The following is a 14006-nucleotide window of genomic DNA, read 5'->3' as shown; positions in this document are numbered from 1 at the left end:
TGTCCTCACCTATTTTATATTCAGTCGATAACCGAGCCCTTTAACCGTCGTAATGAAGGTCGGTTTGGATGGGTTATCTTCTACTTTCTCACGTAATCTGCGAATATGAACCATTAATGTATTATCTGCTCCGTAGAAGTCTTCACCCCACACGGTTTGAAACAATGTTTCCTTACTAAGTATTCGATTTGGATTTCGGATAAAACAAGCCATTAACCCAACTTCCTTAGCAGTTAGTTCTATGCGTTGATCTTGCTTGTACACTTCTGTTTGTTCTTTATTTAAGGCAAAAGGACCGGCAGTCATCATCGTTGTTTCTATCTTTGCTTGTTCAGATATCTGTTGTGAATAGCTGCCCGCACGTCGAAGTTGCGCTTTCACACGATAAGCAACTTCTTTTGGGCTGAATGGTTTTGTAATATAGTCATCTCCGCCAATTGCCAATCCTAATATCTTATCGATTTCATCTGTTTTGGCGGATAGGAATAAAATTGGAATTCTCGAGACTTCACGGATTTTTTTACATAAATCGTAGCCCTCACCGTCAGGAAGCATCACATCGAGAATCGCTAAATGTGGGGAGAAAGCCTGGAATTGTTCCCAACCACTCTTAACTGTACCTGCTGTTTGTATGGATTGAAATCCTTCTTTTTTTAGAGAAGTTTGCATGAGCTGACATAAATCTTGTTCATCATCAACGATTAGAATACGAGGCTGTTCCACATTAATTCCTTCCTTTCATCTCTCTATTAGCCTTATCTTAACAGTGTTTAACGATTATTATATACAATTTAAGGATTTTGTAAGGTAGAAGTGAATTTAGTGTAAGGATGGGGAGGTAAAGTAGAGACATAAGAAAGAGGTGCTTAATATATGGAATCATTATTAGTTGTAAAAAAGGTAGAAAAAATATACGGAAAAGGTGCAAACACATTTCATGCGCTTCAGAATATATCATTTGACATTAGCCATGGGGATTTTGTAGGCGTTATGGGGCCATCAGGGGCTGGGAAGTCTACCTTACTAAATGTATTGGCAACAATTGACTCTCCGACAAATGGTGATATTTATATTGAAGAAGACAATATTGCCAAAATGAAAGAAGAGAAGTTAGCGGATTTTCGCCGCGATCATTTAGGTTTTATTTTTCAAGACTACAATCTACTCGATTCATTAACTGTTCGCGAAAATATTGTCTTGCCACTGGCGATTGCTAAAAAATCAGCAAAGGAAATGGCTGAAAAAGTAGAGACATTAGCGCATACATTCGGGATTGCTTCTTTATTGGATAAATATCCTTATCAAATATCTGGAGGTCAGAAACAAAGAACGGCAGCTTGTCGTGCATTGATTTCGAATCCTAAATTGATTTTTGCTGATGAACCGACTGGTGCTTTGGATTCAAAGTCAGCAACAGACTTACTAGAAAGCATGAGCCAATTAAATGAAAAGCATGAAACAACGATTATGATGGTTACGCATGATGCTTATGCTGCTAGTTTTTGCCGAAGAATTCTTTTTATTAAAGATGGCCAATTATCAAAGGAAATCTATCGTGGTTCACATACGAGAAAAGAGTTTTTCCAAATGATCTTAGCGGAATTGGCACAACTAGGCGGTGACGATAATGACGCTATTTGATTTAGCGATCAAAAATATTCGTCGAAATGTGAAGAGTTATGGGCTGTACATCGGCTCGATGATTTTCTCTATTATCATTTATTTTACTTTTGTCACGTTGAAATATAGTGAAGACATCACTGCCTTGGCAGCAGTCTCAAAGCAAGTCAGTAGTATTATGAGTGCATCTGCATTTGTCCTGATTATTTTTGTTGCTGTATTTATCCTTTATTCGAACTCTTTTTTTATGAAAAAAAGGAAGCTGGAAGTAGCGCTTTATTCCTTACTTGGGGTACGTAAACGCTCCATCGGTTTTATGCTTTTTTTCGAGAATATCGTTATTGGCGTAATTGCCTTAATTATTGGTGTTGGCTTGGGCTTCTTACTATCACAACTTCTCTTAATGGTTTTATTAAAATTAATGGGACTTGAAGTAATGAGCAGTCTAGCATTTTCACCAAGTGCAGTTGTTAATACAGTCATCGTCTTTATGATTCTGTTTTTATTTACGTCATTACAAGGGTATCGTGTAATTTATCGTTTTAAGTTAATTGATTTATTTCACGCAGAAAAGAAAGGCGAGGAATTGCCGAAAGCACGTCTTATTTCGGCTTTATTAGGTGTGGCATCATTAGCAGGTGCTTATTGGTTGGCGTTGCAAGATTTGATGACTTCAGAAGTATGGCGCTTACTTAGTGTAGCTATGCCATTAGTTATTATTGGATTAACGGTGTTAGGAACGTATCTTATTTTTAATAGTGTACTTGTTTATATTTTATCGAAATTAAAAAATCAAAAGAACTGGGCTTGGAAAGGCTTAAATCTATGGACAACGTCACAGCTATTGCACCGCATTCGTGGAAATGCACGAACACTAACAGTGATTGCAACTTTAAGTGCGACAACAATTACTGCTGGTGGTGCGGTATTTGGGCTTTATTATAATGCGGATAAAGAAATAGAGACCTATACGCCTATTACATTTATGTGGGAGGGCGAGCCACAGAAAATTACACAAGACATTGTTGTGTATGAAGAGGAAATCAAAAGTAAAACTGTCCGTATAGCTGAAGGTGGCATGGAAATTGACTACCAAGTAATGGATTATTCAACCTTCAAGCAATTGGCTACACGACAAGGGTGGGAGGACCTCCCTACCATTAATCAGGAAGAGGCATTCATCCTGGATACGTATTATGATGAGCGTTGGTCGACGAAAGTAGATGAGGTTAAGCTTAATAAGCAGACATTAAATGTGATCGCTTACGAGGATCGATCCGTTGTTAATACCTTCACAATGGGAGGTAAATTATTAGTTGTAACAGATGCTTTGTTTGAACAAATAGACAGCCCGCAGGTGACCTACCAAGCGGTTCAAGTGGAAGATTATAAAAAGCAGCAAGCACTATCAGATGATTTAGCTGCTTCTACAGAACAATTTTCAAGTGCAACACAACAATATAAAGATTCCATTGAAGCTTCAGGCTCTATGCTATTTGTTGGAAGCTTTCTTGGACTCGTATTCTTAGTCGCTACGGGTAGCATCATTTTCTTTAAGATGATGACTGAAGCAGAAGAAGATAAAGGGAAATATCAAGTGTTATACAAAATTGGTGTGTCACAAAAAGAAATGAAACGAACGATTAGACATCAGGTGGGAATGATCTTTACTGCGCCGTTACTACTTGGATTAATGCATGGAGCGATCGCCTTAGTTGCATTTTCTAATTTGCTAATGATGAATCTGCTTATACCAGTAGTAATATGGATGCTAGCATATACAATGATCTATTTCATCTATTATTTCTTAACGATAAGAAGCTTTCAAAAGACGATATTTTCAATGTTAGGGGAGAGATAAATGAAGAAGACAACTGGGGTTATTGGAGGAATTGTCATCGTTTTTATTGTGGCAGTTATTCTATTAATAAATATAGATTTTAATCGTTTAGGCAAAGAGAATGCGTATGTTCAATTAAATGAAGAGCCGAGAGTAGAAGAAGAAACATTAGAATCAGGAGAAGTGATGAAAAGGTATTGGTATGAGCTGCCAGCTTATAATAAAGAAGGCAAAGCAATCGCAGTAGAATTCTCTGCTTCTAGAGCTTTGCGTGAGGATGCCTACTTAATGCTTTACCTTGATGATAGTAATGAAGTCACGTCTTACGATGAAGTAAAAGAAAGTGATATTCCTTCAGAAGTAATAGAAAAAATAAAATCGTAAAGATAGGTCCCTGAAATTTTTATTCGGGGGCTTTTAAGTATTTTGGAATAATAAATAATTAGAATGGTAAAGTTGAATAAAACAGCAAAATATCCGTTAAAAGCAAATAAAAGAATACCCACTAAGAAAAAATGCGCGGAACTTTCCAACTTTTATCTGTTTTCCATTATTTTTTTCAGTCAAATATCAAAAAATTTTATATAATATAAATAGGATTTATACTATTATAGAGGGAGAAGAATTTCTTCTATGATGGATAATTGCCAATTTTATAGTATAATTAGTATTGAGAAATATATATTTTGCAAAGATTGATGATATTTAATTTAGCGCATTTTAAAGAGAAGGTGCCTGCACAATGTAAACGTTTGCCTACATCGACCAACAACTGGAAGGGTAGAGAAGCGTTTTTGGTGTAGGTTAGACTATTGTCTTATTTTCTCTGCAAATTTCACGGTATAAGGATGGTAAAAAATGAGCAACGGGGAAACCAAAGAAGTGATTTTAATTGGTGCTGGGATTATGAGCGCGACTTTAGGTTCGCTCTTAAAAGAATTAGTTCCAGACTGGAAAATCAAAGTGTTTGAGAAATTGGATAAAACAGGGGAAGAAAGTTCAAATGAGTGGAACAATGCAGGTACAGGTCATGCTGCATTATGTGAGCTTAACTATACGAAAGAAAATCCAGATGGTTCTGTTGATATTAAGAAAGCCATCAATATTAACGAGCAGTTCCAAGTTTCTAAACAATTTTGGGCTTATCTAGTTGATAGTCAATTAATTAGAAGACCACAAGAGTTCATTATGCCTTTGCCACATATGAGTTTAGTGCAAGGACAAAAAAATGTAGAGTTTTTGAAAAGACGTCATGAAGCAATGTCTAGCAATCCACTATTTGCTAGTATGGAGTATGCGACAGATCATGAAACATTAAAAAAATGGATTCCATTAATTATGGAAAACCGTGCAACTACTGATGCGATTGCCGCAACAAAAATCGATTCAGGGACAGATGTAAACTTCGGTGCTCTTACACGTTTATTATTCCAACAACTAGAGTCTCAAGGTGTGGAAATGCACTATCAGCATAGTGTAGATGATTTAAAACGCACAAGAGATGGCGGCTGGGAAGTGAAAGTACGTGACCATGCAGGTGGAAACCTGGAAAACCATAAAGCAGACTTTGTCTTTATCGGTTGTGGAGGCGGTAGCTTACACTTACTACAAAAGTCAGGTATTCCTGAAGGGAAAGGCATTGGCGGGTTCCCTGTAAGTGGAATATTTATGTCTTGTACAAACCAAGAGATCGTGGAACAGCATCATGCGAAAGTTTATGGTAAAGCGCCTGTGGGTGCACCACCAATGTCTGTGCCGCATTTGGATACAAGATACATTAATAACAAAAAATCATTATTATTCGGTCCATTCGCCGGCTTCTCACCAAAGTTTTTAAAAAATGGATCCATGTTTGATTTAATCACTTCTGTTAAGCCAAGCAATGTGTTAACCATGTTATCAGCTGGTGTGAAGGAAATGGGCTTAACAAAATATCTAATTGAGCAAGTGCTACAGTCAAAAGAAAAGCGTATGGAGCAATTACGTGAATTCGTTCCAAATGCAAAAAGTGAAGACTGGGAATTAGTCATTGCTGGACAACGTGTGCAAGTGATTAAAGATACAGAAGAAGGCGGAAAAGGGACGCTCCAATTTGGTACTGAAGTGGTAACGGCAGGCGACGGTTCAATAGCTGCTTTATTAGGCGCATCACCAGGGGCATCAACAGCTGTTCCAGTAATGCTGGATATCATTGAGCGCTGCTTCCCAGAAAACATAAAAGAGTGGGAGCCAAAAATTAAAGAGATGGTACCATCTTACGGTCTTTCTTTATCAGAAAATCCGGAGTTACTCCAAAAAGTAAATCAAACGACTGACCGAGCGCTCGGTTTAGATCAAAATAAAGCGATTCATAATTAATATATATGAGAGAGAAACCTGAACATCACAGCTGAAGTGTGGAATGTTCAGGTTTTTTTGTGTTTATGAATGGTTATTGATTGGTGGGGAATATTGTAAGCCTGTCCGAACAGCCGAATGATAAATAGTTGAAAATCAGAGGAATTTTGGAAAATGATTGTGATTAGATACGAGTTCAGAGTAGCGTATTTATGATTGTGCATAGGCGAACTACCCGCATAATCTGACAGAATAAATGTAACTTTTGTGAAAATAGCCCTTTAGTCCCCTGGCGTTTTTCTATACAAACCCTTTTCCCTCTCCGGTTATTAATAAATCATTTATGAAATCCGTCCGTAATGTTGCTGTTCTAAACCCTATATTTCCCTTAGTGTGTAAGTATTATCTATTGTCAAATCCTAATATAATCTGATATGATTTATTCGTAAAGTATTTAGACGTCTAAATATATTATTTTAATAAAGGGGTCTTTCTCATGAAATTGAATGGTAAGGTTGCGATTATTACTGGGAGTGCTTCTGGAATCGGAAGAGGAATGGCGCTTGCGATGGCAAAAGAAGGCGCGCATGTTGCCATTGTTGATGTGAATGAAGAAAAAGGGAAAGAGACATTAGCAGAGATTCGTGTTCACACAGAAGGTATGCTGTTTATCAAAGATATCACAGTACAAGAAAACATTACGCAAATTGTTGAAGAAGTTGTTAGGAAGTTTGGTAAACTTGATATTCTCGTAAATAATGCACATGTATCTAAGCAGGTGCTCTTTAATGAAACAACTCAAGAACATTTTGACCTTTCTTTTAACACTGGTTTTTATCCAACGGTTCGCTTTATGCAAGCGGCGTATCCTGAGTTAAAGAAAAATAAAGGAAAAGTCATTAATTTTGCTTCAGGAGCGGGAATTGATGGACAAGTGACACAAACAGCTTATGCTGCTGCGAAAGAAGCGATACGTGCCATCACACGTGTAACAGCAAATGAATGGGGACCTGATCATATTAATATTAACTTGATTTCTCCAATTGCTTTAACACCAGGTGTTGAACAATGGAAGCAACATGCGCCAGAAGCATATGATGCGATGGTAAATAAGATTCCATTACGCCGTTTAGGTGATCCTGAAAATGATATCGGAAAAGTAGCTGTATTCTTAGCAAGTGAAGATTCAAACTACATTACTGGACAAACTATTCTTGTTGATGGTGGATCAATAAAATTACATTAATTCAAAAATCTCCTACCAAAATAAATGGCGGGGGATTTTTTTGTCTCTAATTCAGATTCCATCATTATAAGTAGACAGAATGTTTGTAAATGCCCGTCAAAATGACATTATAGAGGGATTGAGCTATAATATATCCGTTATTGATTACCTTTCATAAATGGAAAGGGGGTTTATTTCATTTGATTCAAATGCATGATATAAGTAAACGCTTCGCTGATTATGAAGCGATTAAAGCGGTTGATATCGAAGTAAATGAAGGCGAGATCTACGGCATCATTGGTGCAAGTGGAGCGGGGAAATCGACATTACTACGGTTAATGAACTTGCTTGAAGTACCCGATTGCGGTGAAGTCGTTGTTGATGGAAAAAACTTGATGACGATGAAACCAAAACAGTTAAGAGAAGCGAGAAAATCAATGGGGATGATTTTTCAGCATTTTAATCTTGTGGCGAATTTAACCATTTATGATAATGTCGAGGTTTGTCTTCAGCTAGCAAACTATCCGAAGCATCGACGAAGAGAAAGAGTGATGGAATGCTTGAGGTTCGTCGGTCTTGCTCATTTGGAAAAGCAGTACCCACAAAGTTTAAGTGGCGGTCAAAAACAAAGAGTGGCGATTGCTAGGGCCCTTGCGAACGAGCCTAAGGTGTTATTATGCGATGAACCAACTTCTTCGCTTGATCCTCATACAACAGCAGAAATTCTCGCTGTGCTAGAGGAGATTAATCGTACATTAGGGGTCACGATTGTCATTGTTAGCCATGAGATGGAGGTTATACAAAGCATTTGTCACCGCGTATCGGTCATGGCAGATGGTTCTGTCTATAAGACAATCGAGCTAGAACCAAAAGGCATCCCTGATGTGGACCACACCCCTGAATATTTTATTGAAAAATTAACAGGTGAGGTGAGCGGGGATGCCTGAAGTATTGCAAAGGTATGAGGCGGAAATATGGCAAGCGATTGGCGAGACTTTTGCGATGGTGGGGATGTCTATTTTTGCCGCTGTCATCGTGGGACTCCCTGTTGGAACACTACTTTTTCTTTGTCGAAAAGGGAATTTACTCGAAAGCCGAGCTGTTTTTTCGATTTTAAATTTATTGGTTAATACGATTCGTTCTTTTCCATTTTTATTATTAGTCGTCTTCTTGATTCCTTTTACAAGGTTCATTATTGGGACAGCGATAGGCACAGCGGCAGCAACTGTACCGCTTTCTATTATCGCTATCGCACATTATTCTCGCCTTGTAGAGCAGTCTTTATTAGATGTCCCTAGAGGCGTAATAGAGGCAGCAAAGGCAATGGGGGCATCGGTTGTCGAAGTTGTCTTCAAATTTTTGTTTGTCGAAGCACGTTCAGGGCTAGTCCTTGGCTTAACGACTTCAATTATTAGTTTTATATCCTATTCCACTATTATGGGGGTAGTAGGTGGTGGAGGAATTGGTGATTTCGCCATTCGCTATGGATATCAACAATTTATGACGGATTTAATGATATATATGATCATTATTATGGTCATTCTGGTACAGTGCATCCAGTTTATTGGGACAACAGTTGCGAGAGTGATTGATAAGAGATGATTACATACTGAAGGAGGAAAATATGAAAAGACTATTTGCTTTAATGATACTAAGTATTTTGATGCTTGCTGCTTGTGGTCAAGAAACAGAAGATCAAACAGACGATAAACAAATAAATGGTGGTGACAGTAAAGAAGAGGTAACACTAAAAGTCGCTTCGCTTATTCCACCGATGACAGAGATTCTTGAGTTAGTAGCGCCACAACTGAAAGAAGAGGGCATTCATCTAGAGATGGTTGTGCTAAGTGATAATGTGCAACCCAATACAGCATTAGCGGCAAAAGAAGTAGATGCAAACTTTTTTCAACATGTTCCTTATATGGAGGAGTACAATCGTAGTAATGATGCGAATTTAGTGGCAATACAAGAGATTTATTTTGCTAATTATGGTGTTTATTCAAAGAACTTTGAAGATATAGCTGATTTACCTGAAGGAGCAACGATTGCCATTGCCAATGATGTATCCAATATTGACCGTTCATTAGCATTACTAGCGCAACATGATGTGATTGAATTAAAAGAAAAAACAGGTCCATATTATACGAAATCAGACATCACATCTAATCCAAAGAATTATCAGTTCGAAGAGGTAGATTTATTAATGCTAGCGAGAATGTATGATGATGCTGATGCAGTCGTAATGACTCCTGCTTATGCTGCACCACTGGGCTTAACACCAAAAAGTGATGCACTACTAACAGAAGGTATTGATAATGACTTTGCCATTACACTTGTCGCTCGCGAAGATAACAAAGATTCAGAAGCGATTCAAAAACTTGCAGAAGCAATGACAAGCCCTGAAGTGAAAAAATTCTTAGAAGAAAATTATGATGAAACGGCGATTCCGGCATTTGAATAACATAGAAATGTCTATGATCTAGAAGCTGGAACAAAACTAAATTATTCACTTCTAATTCTTAACTAAACTAAATACGTGAAAAATAATAAAAAACGAACTAATCTGAAGCTCTAAAATAGAGTTTCAAATATTAGTTCGTTTTTTCATTTGCGGAAAACCTTTTGTCCCAGCCTCTTGTTGCATTTTATGAATGTGTCTGTCTATGTGAGTCTGATGTATTGAATCAGAACCTTCTTAATGAATTGGTTGGTGGGAAATGAAGCGGGATGATCGCGCAAAAGTCGAGGGAGAAAAGGAAAGAAGTGCGCGCAAATAGGGAATACGCGCAAAAGTGAGTGAAGAAAAGGAAAGAAGTGCGCGCAAATAGGGAATACGCGCAAAAGCGAGTGAAGAAAGGGAAAGAAGTGCGCGCAAATAGGGAATACGCGCAAAAGTGAGTGAAGAAAAGGAAGAAAGTGCGCGTAAACAGGAAATACGCGCAAAAGTGAGTGGAGAAAAGGAAGAAAGTGCGCGTAAACAGGAAATACGCGCAAAAGTGAGTGGAGAAAAGGAAAGAAGTGCGCACAAACAGGGAATACGCGCAAAAAATCGAATAAAAAACCAAAGTTGTACACGCAAAGTCACAGTAGCTTACAGCAAGAACGTTTAGACCGATGTTTATGTATGACTCATTGTGCGTGCCTTTAATTTTCTTAAACCTCTAACGATATTTTCCATCCCATTCAAGCTTTTATAATTTCAGATCGGCTTTTTGATACGATAACGGTTCTCTCCGAATTAGCTAATAACAAAGCAAAAAGCCGAGTGAGTGGATCGTAACTCTCTCGGCTTTTGCTTTTTGTCACTTAAACAATCAAGCTTAATAATAAAGTAAATACTAGGCCTGAAATGGCAATGATTGTTTCTAATAATGTCCATGTAGCAAACGTTTCTTTCATTGATAAACCAAAATACTCTTTAAACATCCAGAAACCTGCATCATTGACGTGGGATGCGATTAAGCTACCTGCACCTGTTGCGAGTACAACGAGAGCTAGGTTAACGTCTGTTTGACCGAGTAAAGGGATAACAAGTCCAGCTGTTGTTAATGCTGCAACTGTCGCAGAACCTAAGGAAATTCTCAAGATGGCTGCGATGGTCCAGGCTAATAAGATAGGTGAAAGGGTCGTGCCTTCGAATAATTGGGCAACATAATCACCAACCCCACCGTCAATCAATACTTGCTTGAAAGCACCACCGCCACCGATGATCAGTAGCATCATTCCAATTTGTGTGATGGCTGTTGTGCAAGAGTCCATTACTTGTTTAATTGGAATATTGCGGCCAATGCCCATTGTGTAAATGGCCACAAGTAGAGAGATCAAAATCGCGATTGAAGCATCACCAATGAACTTAATCACGATAACGATTATGCTATCGCTAAAGCCCATCGTTTCTTGAAGTAAAGTAACGATTGTTGCAATCGACATAAGGATAACTGGTAACATCGCTGTAAATACACTGATACCAAACCCTGGTGTGTCTTCAAGTTTAAATTGTTTTTGCTCACCTAAAGAAGCAATATTTCCGCTCTTTGTGAATGAGTTTGGTACGATTTTCTTCGCAATTTTAGTGAAAACTGGACCAGCAATAATCACTGTTGGGATAGCAATAATCATCCCATATAATAGAACTTCACCGATATTTGCACCGTACTCACCAGCAATGACGGTTGGACCAGGGTGAGGCGGTAAGAAACCATGTGTAACAGATAATGCTGCTGCCATTGGGATACCGAGATAAAGAATCGATACTTTTAATTCTCTTGAAATCGCAAATACGATGGGAATAAGTAATACAAGACCTACTTCAAAGAATAGGGCAATCCCGATAATAAAGGATGATACGACAACTGCCCATTGGATATTTTTCTCACCAAACTTATTGACAAGGGTCATTGCAATTCTTTGTGCACCGCCAGCATCAGCGATTAATTTACCAAGCATAGCACCTAGACCAAAGATTAGGGCGATATGTCCAAGTGTTCCACCAAGACCGCTTTCAATCGTGCCAACAATTTCTGATGCAGGCATGCCAAGAGCTAGGGCAACACCAAATGAAACGATAATAAGTGAGACAAATGTGTTGAGTTTGAGCCCCATAATAAGGAGCAATAGGGCAATGATACCTAAAGCAACAATAAATAATGGCATAGTTTTCTCTCCTTTTTATTCGCTATCTTTTCCAATCAAGCCTCTTTGGTAGTTAGCGATTTTTGTATATTCCTCTGTTAATACTCTTGTCAGGTTGATAAAGCTAGGCATTAGTTGACGATACGCATTTGCTGCATCTTCATCTGGTGTATGTTTATGTGTGCTACCGATCATGTCAGAAGCTACTGCAAAATTTTCAATCTCTCCTGTAGCGTATAACCCAAGGATACATGCCCCTAAGCAGGAACTTTCATAGCTTTCAGGTACGACCACTTCAGAATCAAAAATATCCGCCATCATTTGGCGCCAAACAGCAGAGCGGGCAAATCCGCCTGTCGCTTGAATACGCGTAACAGGTTCGTCCATACACTCCATAAGTGCGAGGAAAACAGTGTATAAGTTGAAAATGACACCTTCTAATGCGGCGCGAATCATATGTTCTTTTTTATGTGAAAGGGTTAAACCAAAGAATGAGCCTCGAACATCTGGATTCCATACAGGTGCTCTTTCACCCGCAAGGAAAGGATGGAAAATAAGTCCATTTGCACCCGGTCTCACACGTTCAGCAATTTTTGTTAACACTTCATATGGATCGAGTCCTAAACGTTTGGCAGTCTCTACCTCGGATGAGGCAAATTCGTCACGAATCCAACGGAGGACAATCCCACCATTATTAACAGGGCCACCAATGACCCAATGATCTTCCGTTAGTGCATAACAGAAAATCCGGCCTTTTTCATCTGTTTGCGGACGGTCAATAATCGTACGAATGGCTCCACTAGTTCCGATGGTGACGGCGATTTCCCCTTTGCCAATTGCATTGACACCAAGATTAGAGAGGACACCATCACTTGCGCCGATAACAAAAGGGGTATGAGGGTCAAGTCCCATTTGTAAGGCAAGCTCACTGTCACAGTGCGTGAATATCTGAGTTGTGGGAACAAGGGTGGATAGCTGGTCCTCGCGAATGCCCGCTATCTTTAATGCTTCTTTGTCCCATGTTAATTCAGTAAGATTCATCATTCCCATTGCTGATGCGATAGAATAATCAACAACATATTGGTTAAAGAACTTCTTGAAAATATACTCTTTTATGCCAATGTATTTTTTCGCTCTTTGGGCTATTTCTGGGCGTTCATTTGTGATCCATGTTATTTTACTCAATGGGGACATTGGATGAATAGGGGTCCCTGTACGTTTATAAATCTCATGGCCACCCCATTCATCTTTAATTTTATGTGCCCATGATTCACTGCGGTTATCGGCCCATGTAATACATGGAGTCAATGGTTGATCATTCTCATCGATAGCAATTAGGCTATGCATGGCACTACTAAAGGAAATAAATGCTGGCATCATTTCTCTATTTTTTTTCATAATGTTCGTTATCGCCTGCTTGACCGCTTGATAGATTTCTTCAGGGTCCTGCTCAGCTGTAGACATATCTGGTGTATGCAATGGGTAGCCGATGTTTTCTTTTTGAATGACTTTCCCGTCTTTTGTAAAAAGAACAGCCTTTGTGCTGGTTGTTCCAATATCTACACCTAACATATAGGTTGTCATTTTGTTCCGCCCCCTTCTGCAAGAATTTCTTGGGATTTCCACATATCTTCAACTCTTCCTTGCACATCATCAAAATTTTGATGGAGAGATTGAATCATTAATGTTTTATCTTTTTTCTCAATCGCTTCAATATAGAGTGCGTGGTTTGTGAATATGCGTTCGAAATCGTGCTGGTTTTCTTTAAAACGCTTACGCATGGATAATAGAATCAATCCTTCCATGACTGGTTTTAAATTATTCCAGATCATTAATATATATGAGTGATCAGCGGCTCGAATAATTGTCTCATGAAATTGTAAATCCTGAAGTGAGAATTCATCCGCATCATTATATTTAATAGAGACTTTCATCATTTCTAAAATCTTATTGAGTTCTTTTACAAGGTCTGTAATATCTGAACGTACAAGTCGTTGATAGATAAACGTTTCAATAAGAATACGCACATCATATATTTCTTCTATTTCTTTCTCGGATAAGCCAATGACGACTGCACCCATTCGTTCTTGGCGAATAATATTTTCAGCAGAAAGAATTTTTAATGCTTCTCTTATTGGTGATCGACTTACTGAAAAGTCAGCAGCTAATTTATTTTCAGAAAGAATGGTACCGCTTTCAATACGTCCTGAGAGAATTTGCATCCTTAATTCACTTACAACGCGCTCACCTGTCGAAGCTTTCGTAAGCCATTTGGAAGGGTAGAGAAATTCTATTGGTTCGTTCATCATAACACCTTCTCATTTTAGTATACTTGTATACAAGTATTATATC

The 14006-nt window shown here is 38.4% G+C and carries 13 protein-coding genes; 9 read left to right on the top strand and 4 right to left on the bottom strand.

What is annotated here, in order from left to right:
- Positions 1–9 precede the first annotated feature (9 nt).
- Positions 10–723: a response regulator transcription factor gene (locus tag MKX67_RS22740; RefSeq protein ID WP_342488785.1), complete on the bottom strand. Its 714-nt coding sequence runs from the start codon at positions 721–723 to the stop codon at positions 10–12.
- 150 nt (positions 724–873) lie between these two features.
- Here MKX67_RS22740 and MKX67_RS22735 point away from each other — a divergent pair, with 150 nt between their 5' ends.
- From MKX67_RS22735 to MKX67_RS22695, 9 genes are all read left to right on the top strand, one after another.
- Complete coding sequence (locus MKX67_RS22735; protein WP_342488784.1) at positions 874–1641, top strand: ABC transporter ATP-binding protein; 768 nt, start codon at positions 874–876, stop codon at positions 1639–1641.
- On the top strand, positions 1628–3481 hold the full coding sequence (locus tag MKX67_RS22730) for an FtsX-like permease family protein (RefSeq protein ID WP_322909884.1): 1854 nt from the start codon (positions 1628–1630) through the stop codon (positions 3479–3481). Before MKX67_RS22735 ends, MKX67_RS22730 begins: the two co-directional genes overlap by 14 nt.
- Positions 3482–3844 (top strand): YxeA family protein, encoded by a 363-nt coding sequence (locus MKX67_RS22725; RefSeq protein WP_095371402.1) that lies wholly within the window; start codon positions 3482–3484, stop codon positions 3842–3844.
- Between the two features lie 474 nt (positions 3845–4318).
- Positions 4319–5818, top strand: a complete 1500-nt coding sequence (locus MKX67_RS22720) for a malate:quinone oxidoreductase (RefSeq protein ID WP_095371403.1) — start codon at positions 4319–4321, stop codon at positions 5816–5818.
- A 475-nt stretch (positions 5819–6293) separates the two neighbouring features.
- The gene (locus MKX67_RS22715; RefSeq protein ID WP_251162420.1) at positions 6294–7043 is read left to right on the top strand and encodes an SDR family oxidoreductase; all 750 of its coding nucleotides are present in this window, start codon (positions 6294–6296) and stop codon (positions 7041–7043) included.
- 179 nt (positions 7044–7222) lie between these two features.
- On the top strand, positions 7223–7969 hold the full coding sequence (locus MKX67_RS22710) for an ATP-binding cassette domain-containing protein (protein ID WP_095371405.1): 747 nt from the start codon (positions 7223–7225) through the stop codon (positions 7967–7969).
- Positions 7962–8624, top strand: a complete 663-nt coding sequence (locus MKX67_RS22705) for a methionine ABC transporter permease (protein ID WP_322909883.1) — start codon at positions 7962–7964, stop codon at positions 8622–8624. The genes MKX67_RS22710 and MKX67_RS22705 overlap by 8 nt, the downstream gene beginning before the upstream one ends.
- A gap of 22 nt (positions 8625–8646) precedes the next feature.
- On the top strand, positions 8647–9483 hold the full coding sequence (locus MKX67_RS22700) for a MetQ/NlpA family ABC transporter substrate-binding protein (RefSeq protein WP_322909881.1): 837 nt from the start codon (positions 8647–8649) through the stop codon (positions 9481–9483).
- 433 nt (positions 9484–9916) lie between these two features.
- Entirely contained in the window at positions 9917–10132 is a 216-nt protein-coding gene (locus MKX67_RS22695; RefSeq protein WP_095371408.1) for a hypothetical protein, read from the top strand.
- Positions 10133–10328: 196 nt separating this feature from the next.
- Here MKX67_RS22695 and MKX67_RS22690 read toward each other — a convergent pair whose 3' ends face one another.
- The 3 genes from MKX67_RS22690 to MKX67_RS22680 are packed head-to-tail and all read right to left on the bottom strand — an operon-like array spanning position 10329 to position 13960.
- Positions 10329–11675: a GntP family permease gene (locus MKX67_RS22690; protein WP_095371409.1), complete on the bottom strand. Its 1347-nt coding sequence runs from the start codon at positions 11673–11675 to the stop codon at positions 10329–10331.
- Between the two features lie 15 nt (positions 11676–11690).
- Positions 11691–13238, bottom strand: a complete 1548-nt coding sequence (gntK, locus tag MKX67_RS22685) for a gluconokinase (protein ID WP_095371410.1) — start codon at positions 13236–13238, stop codon at positions 11691–11693.
- Positions 13235–13960 carry a GntR family transcriptional regulator gene (locus MKX67_RS22680; RefSeq protein WP_095371411.1) on the bottom strand — a complete coding sequence of 242 codons (726 nt, stop codon included), beginning with the start codon at positions 13958–13960 and terminating at the stop codon, positions 13235–13237. Before MKX67_RS22680 ends, gntK begins: the two co-directional genes overlap by 4 nt.
- Between the last annotated feature and the right edge of the window lie 46 nt (positions 13961–14006).

This window comes from Cytobacillus sp. FSL W7-1323 (genome assembly GCF_038595015.1).
GTDB classification, from domain to species: Bacteria; Bacillota; Bacilli; order Bacillales; family Cytobacillaceae; genus Cytobacillus; species Cytobacillus kochii.
The sequence above is the reverse complement of the archived record's forward strand: the minus strand, read 5'-3'. Positions and strand labels throughout refer to the sequence as shown.

Excerpts from the sequence above, each read along its gene's own strand:
- gntK (WP_095371410.1), bottom strand. The coding sequence starts at position 13,238 with ATGACAACCTATATGTTAGGTGTAGATATTGGAACAACCAGCACAAAG.
- MKX67_RS22705 (WP_322909883.1), top strand. The coding sequence starts at position 7,962 with ATGCCTGAAGTATTGCAAAGGTATGAGGCGGAAATATGGCAAGCGATT.
- MKX67_RS22715 (WP_251162420.1), top strand. The coding sequence starts at position 6,294 with ATGAAATTGAATGGTAAGGTTGCGATTATTACTGGGAGTGCTTCTGGA.
- MKX67_RS22730 (WP_322909884.1), top strand. The coding sequence starts at position 1,628 with ATGACGCTATTTGATTTAGCGATCAAAAATATTCGTCGAAATGTGAAG.
- MKX67_RS22725 (WP_095371402.1), top strand. The coding sequence starts at position 3,482 with ATGAAGAAGACAACTGGGGTTATTGGAGGAATTGTCATCGTTTTTATT.
- MKX67_RS22680 (WP_095371411.1), bottom strand. The coding sequence starts at position 13,960 with ATGAACGAACCAATAGAATTTCTCTACCCTTCCAAATGGCTTACGAAA.
- MKX67_RS22720 (WP_095371403.1), top strand. The coding sequence starts at position 4,319 with ATGAGCAACGGGGAAACCAAAGAAGTGATTTTAATTGGTGCTGGGATT.
- MKX67_RS22690 (WP_095371409.1), bottom strand. The coding sequence starts at position 11,675 with ATGCCATTATTTATTGTTGCTTTAGGTATCATTGCCCTATTGCTCCTT.
- MKX67_RS22700 (WP_322909881.1), top strand. The coding sequence starts at position 8,647 with ATGAAAAGACTATTTGCTTTAATGATACTAAGTATTTTGATGCTTGCT.
- MKX67_RS22735 (WP_342488784.1), top strand. The coding sequence starts at position 874 with ATGGAATCATTATTAGTTGTAAAAAAGGTAGAAAAAATATACGGAAAA.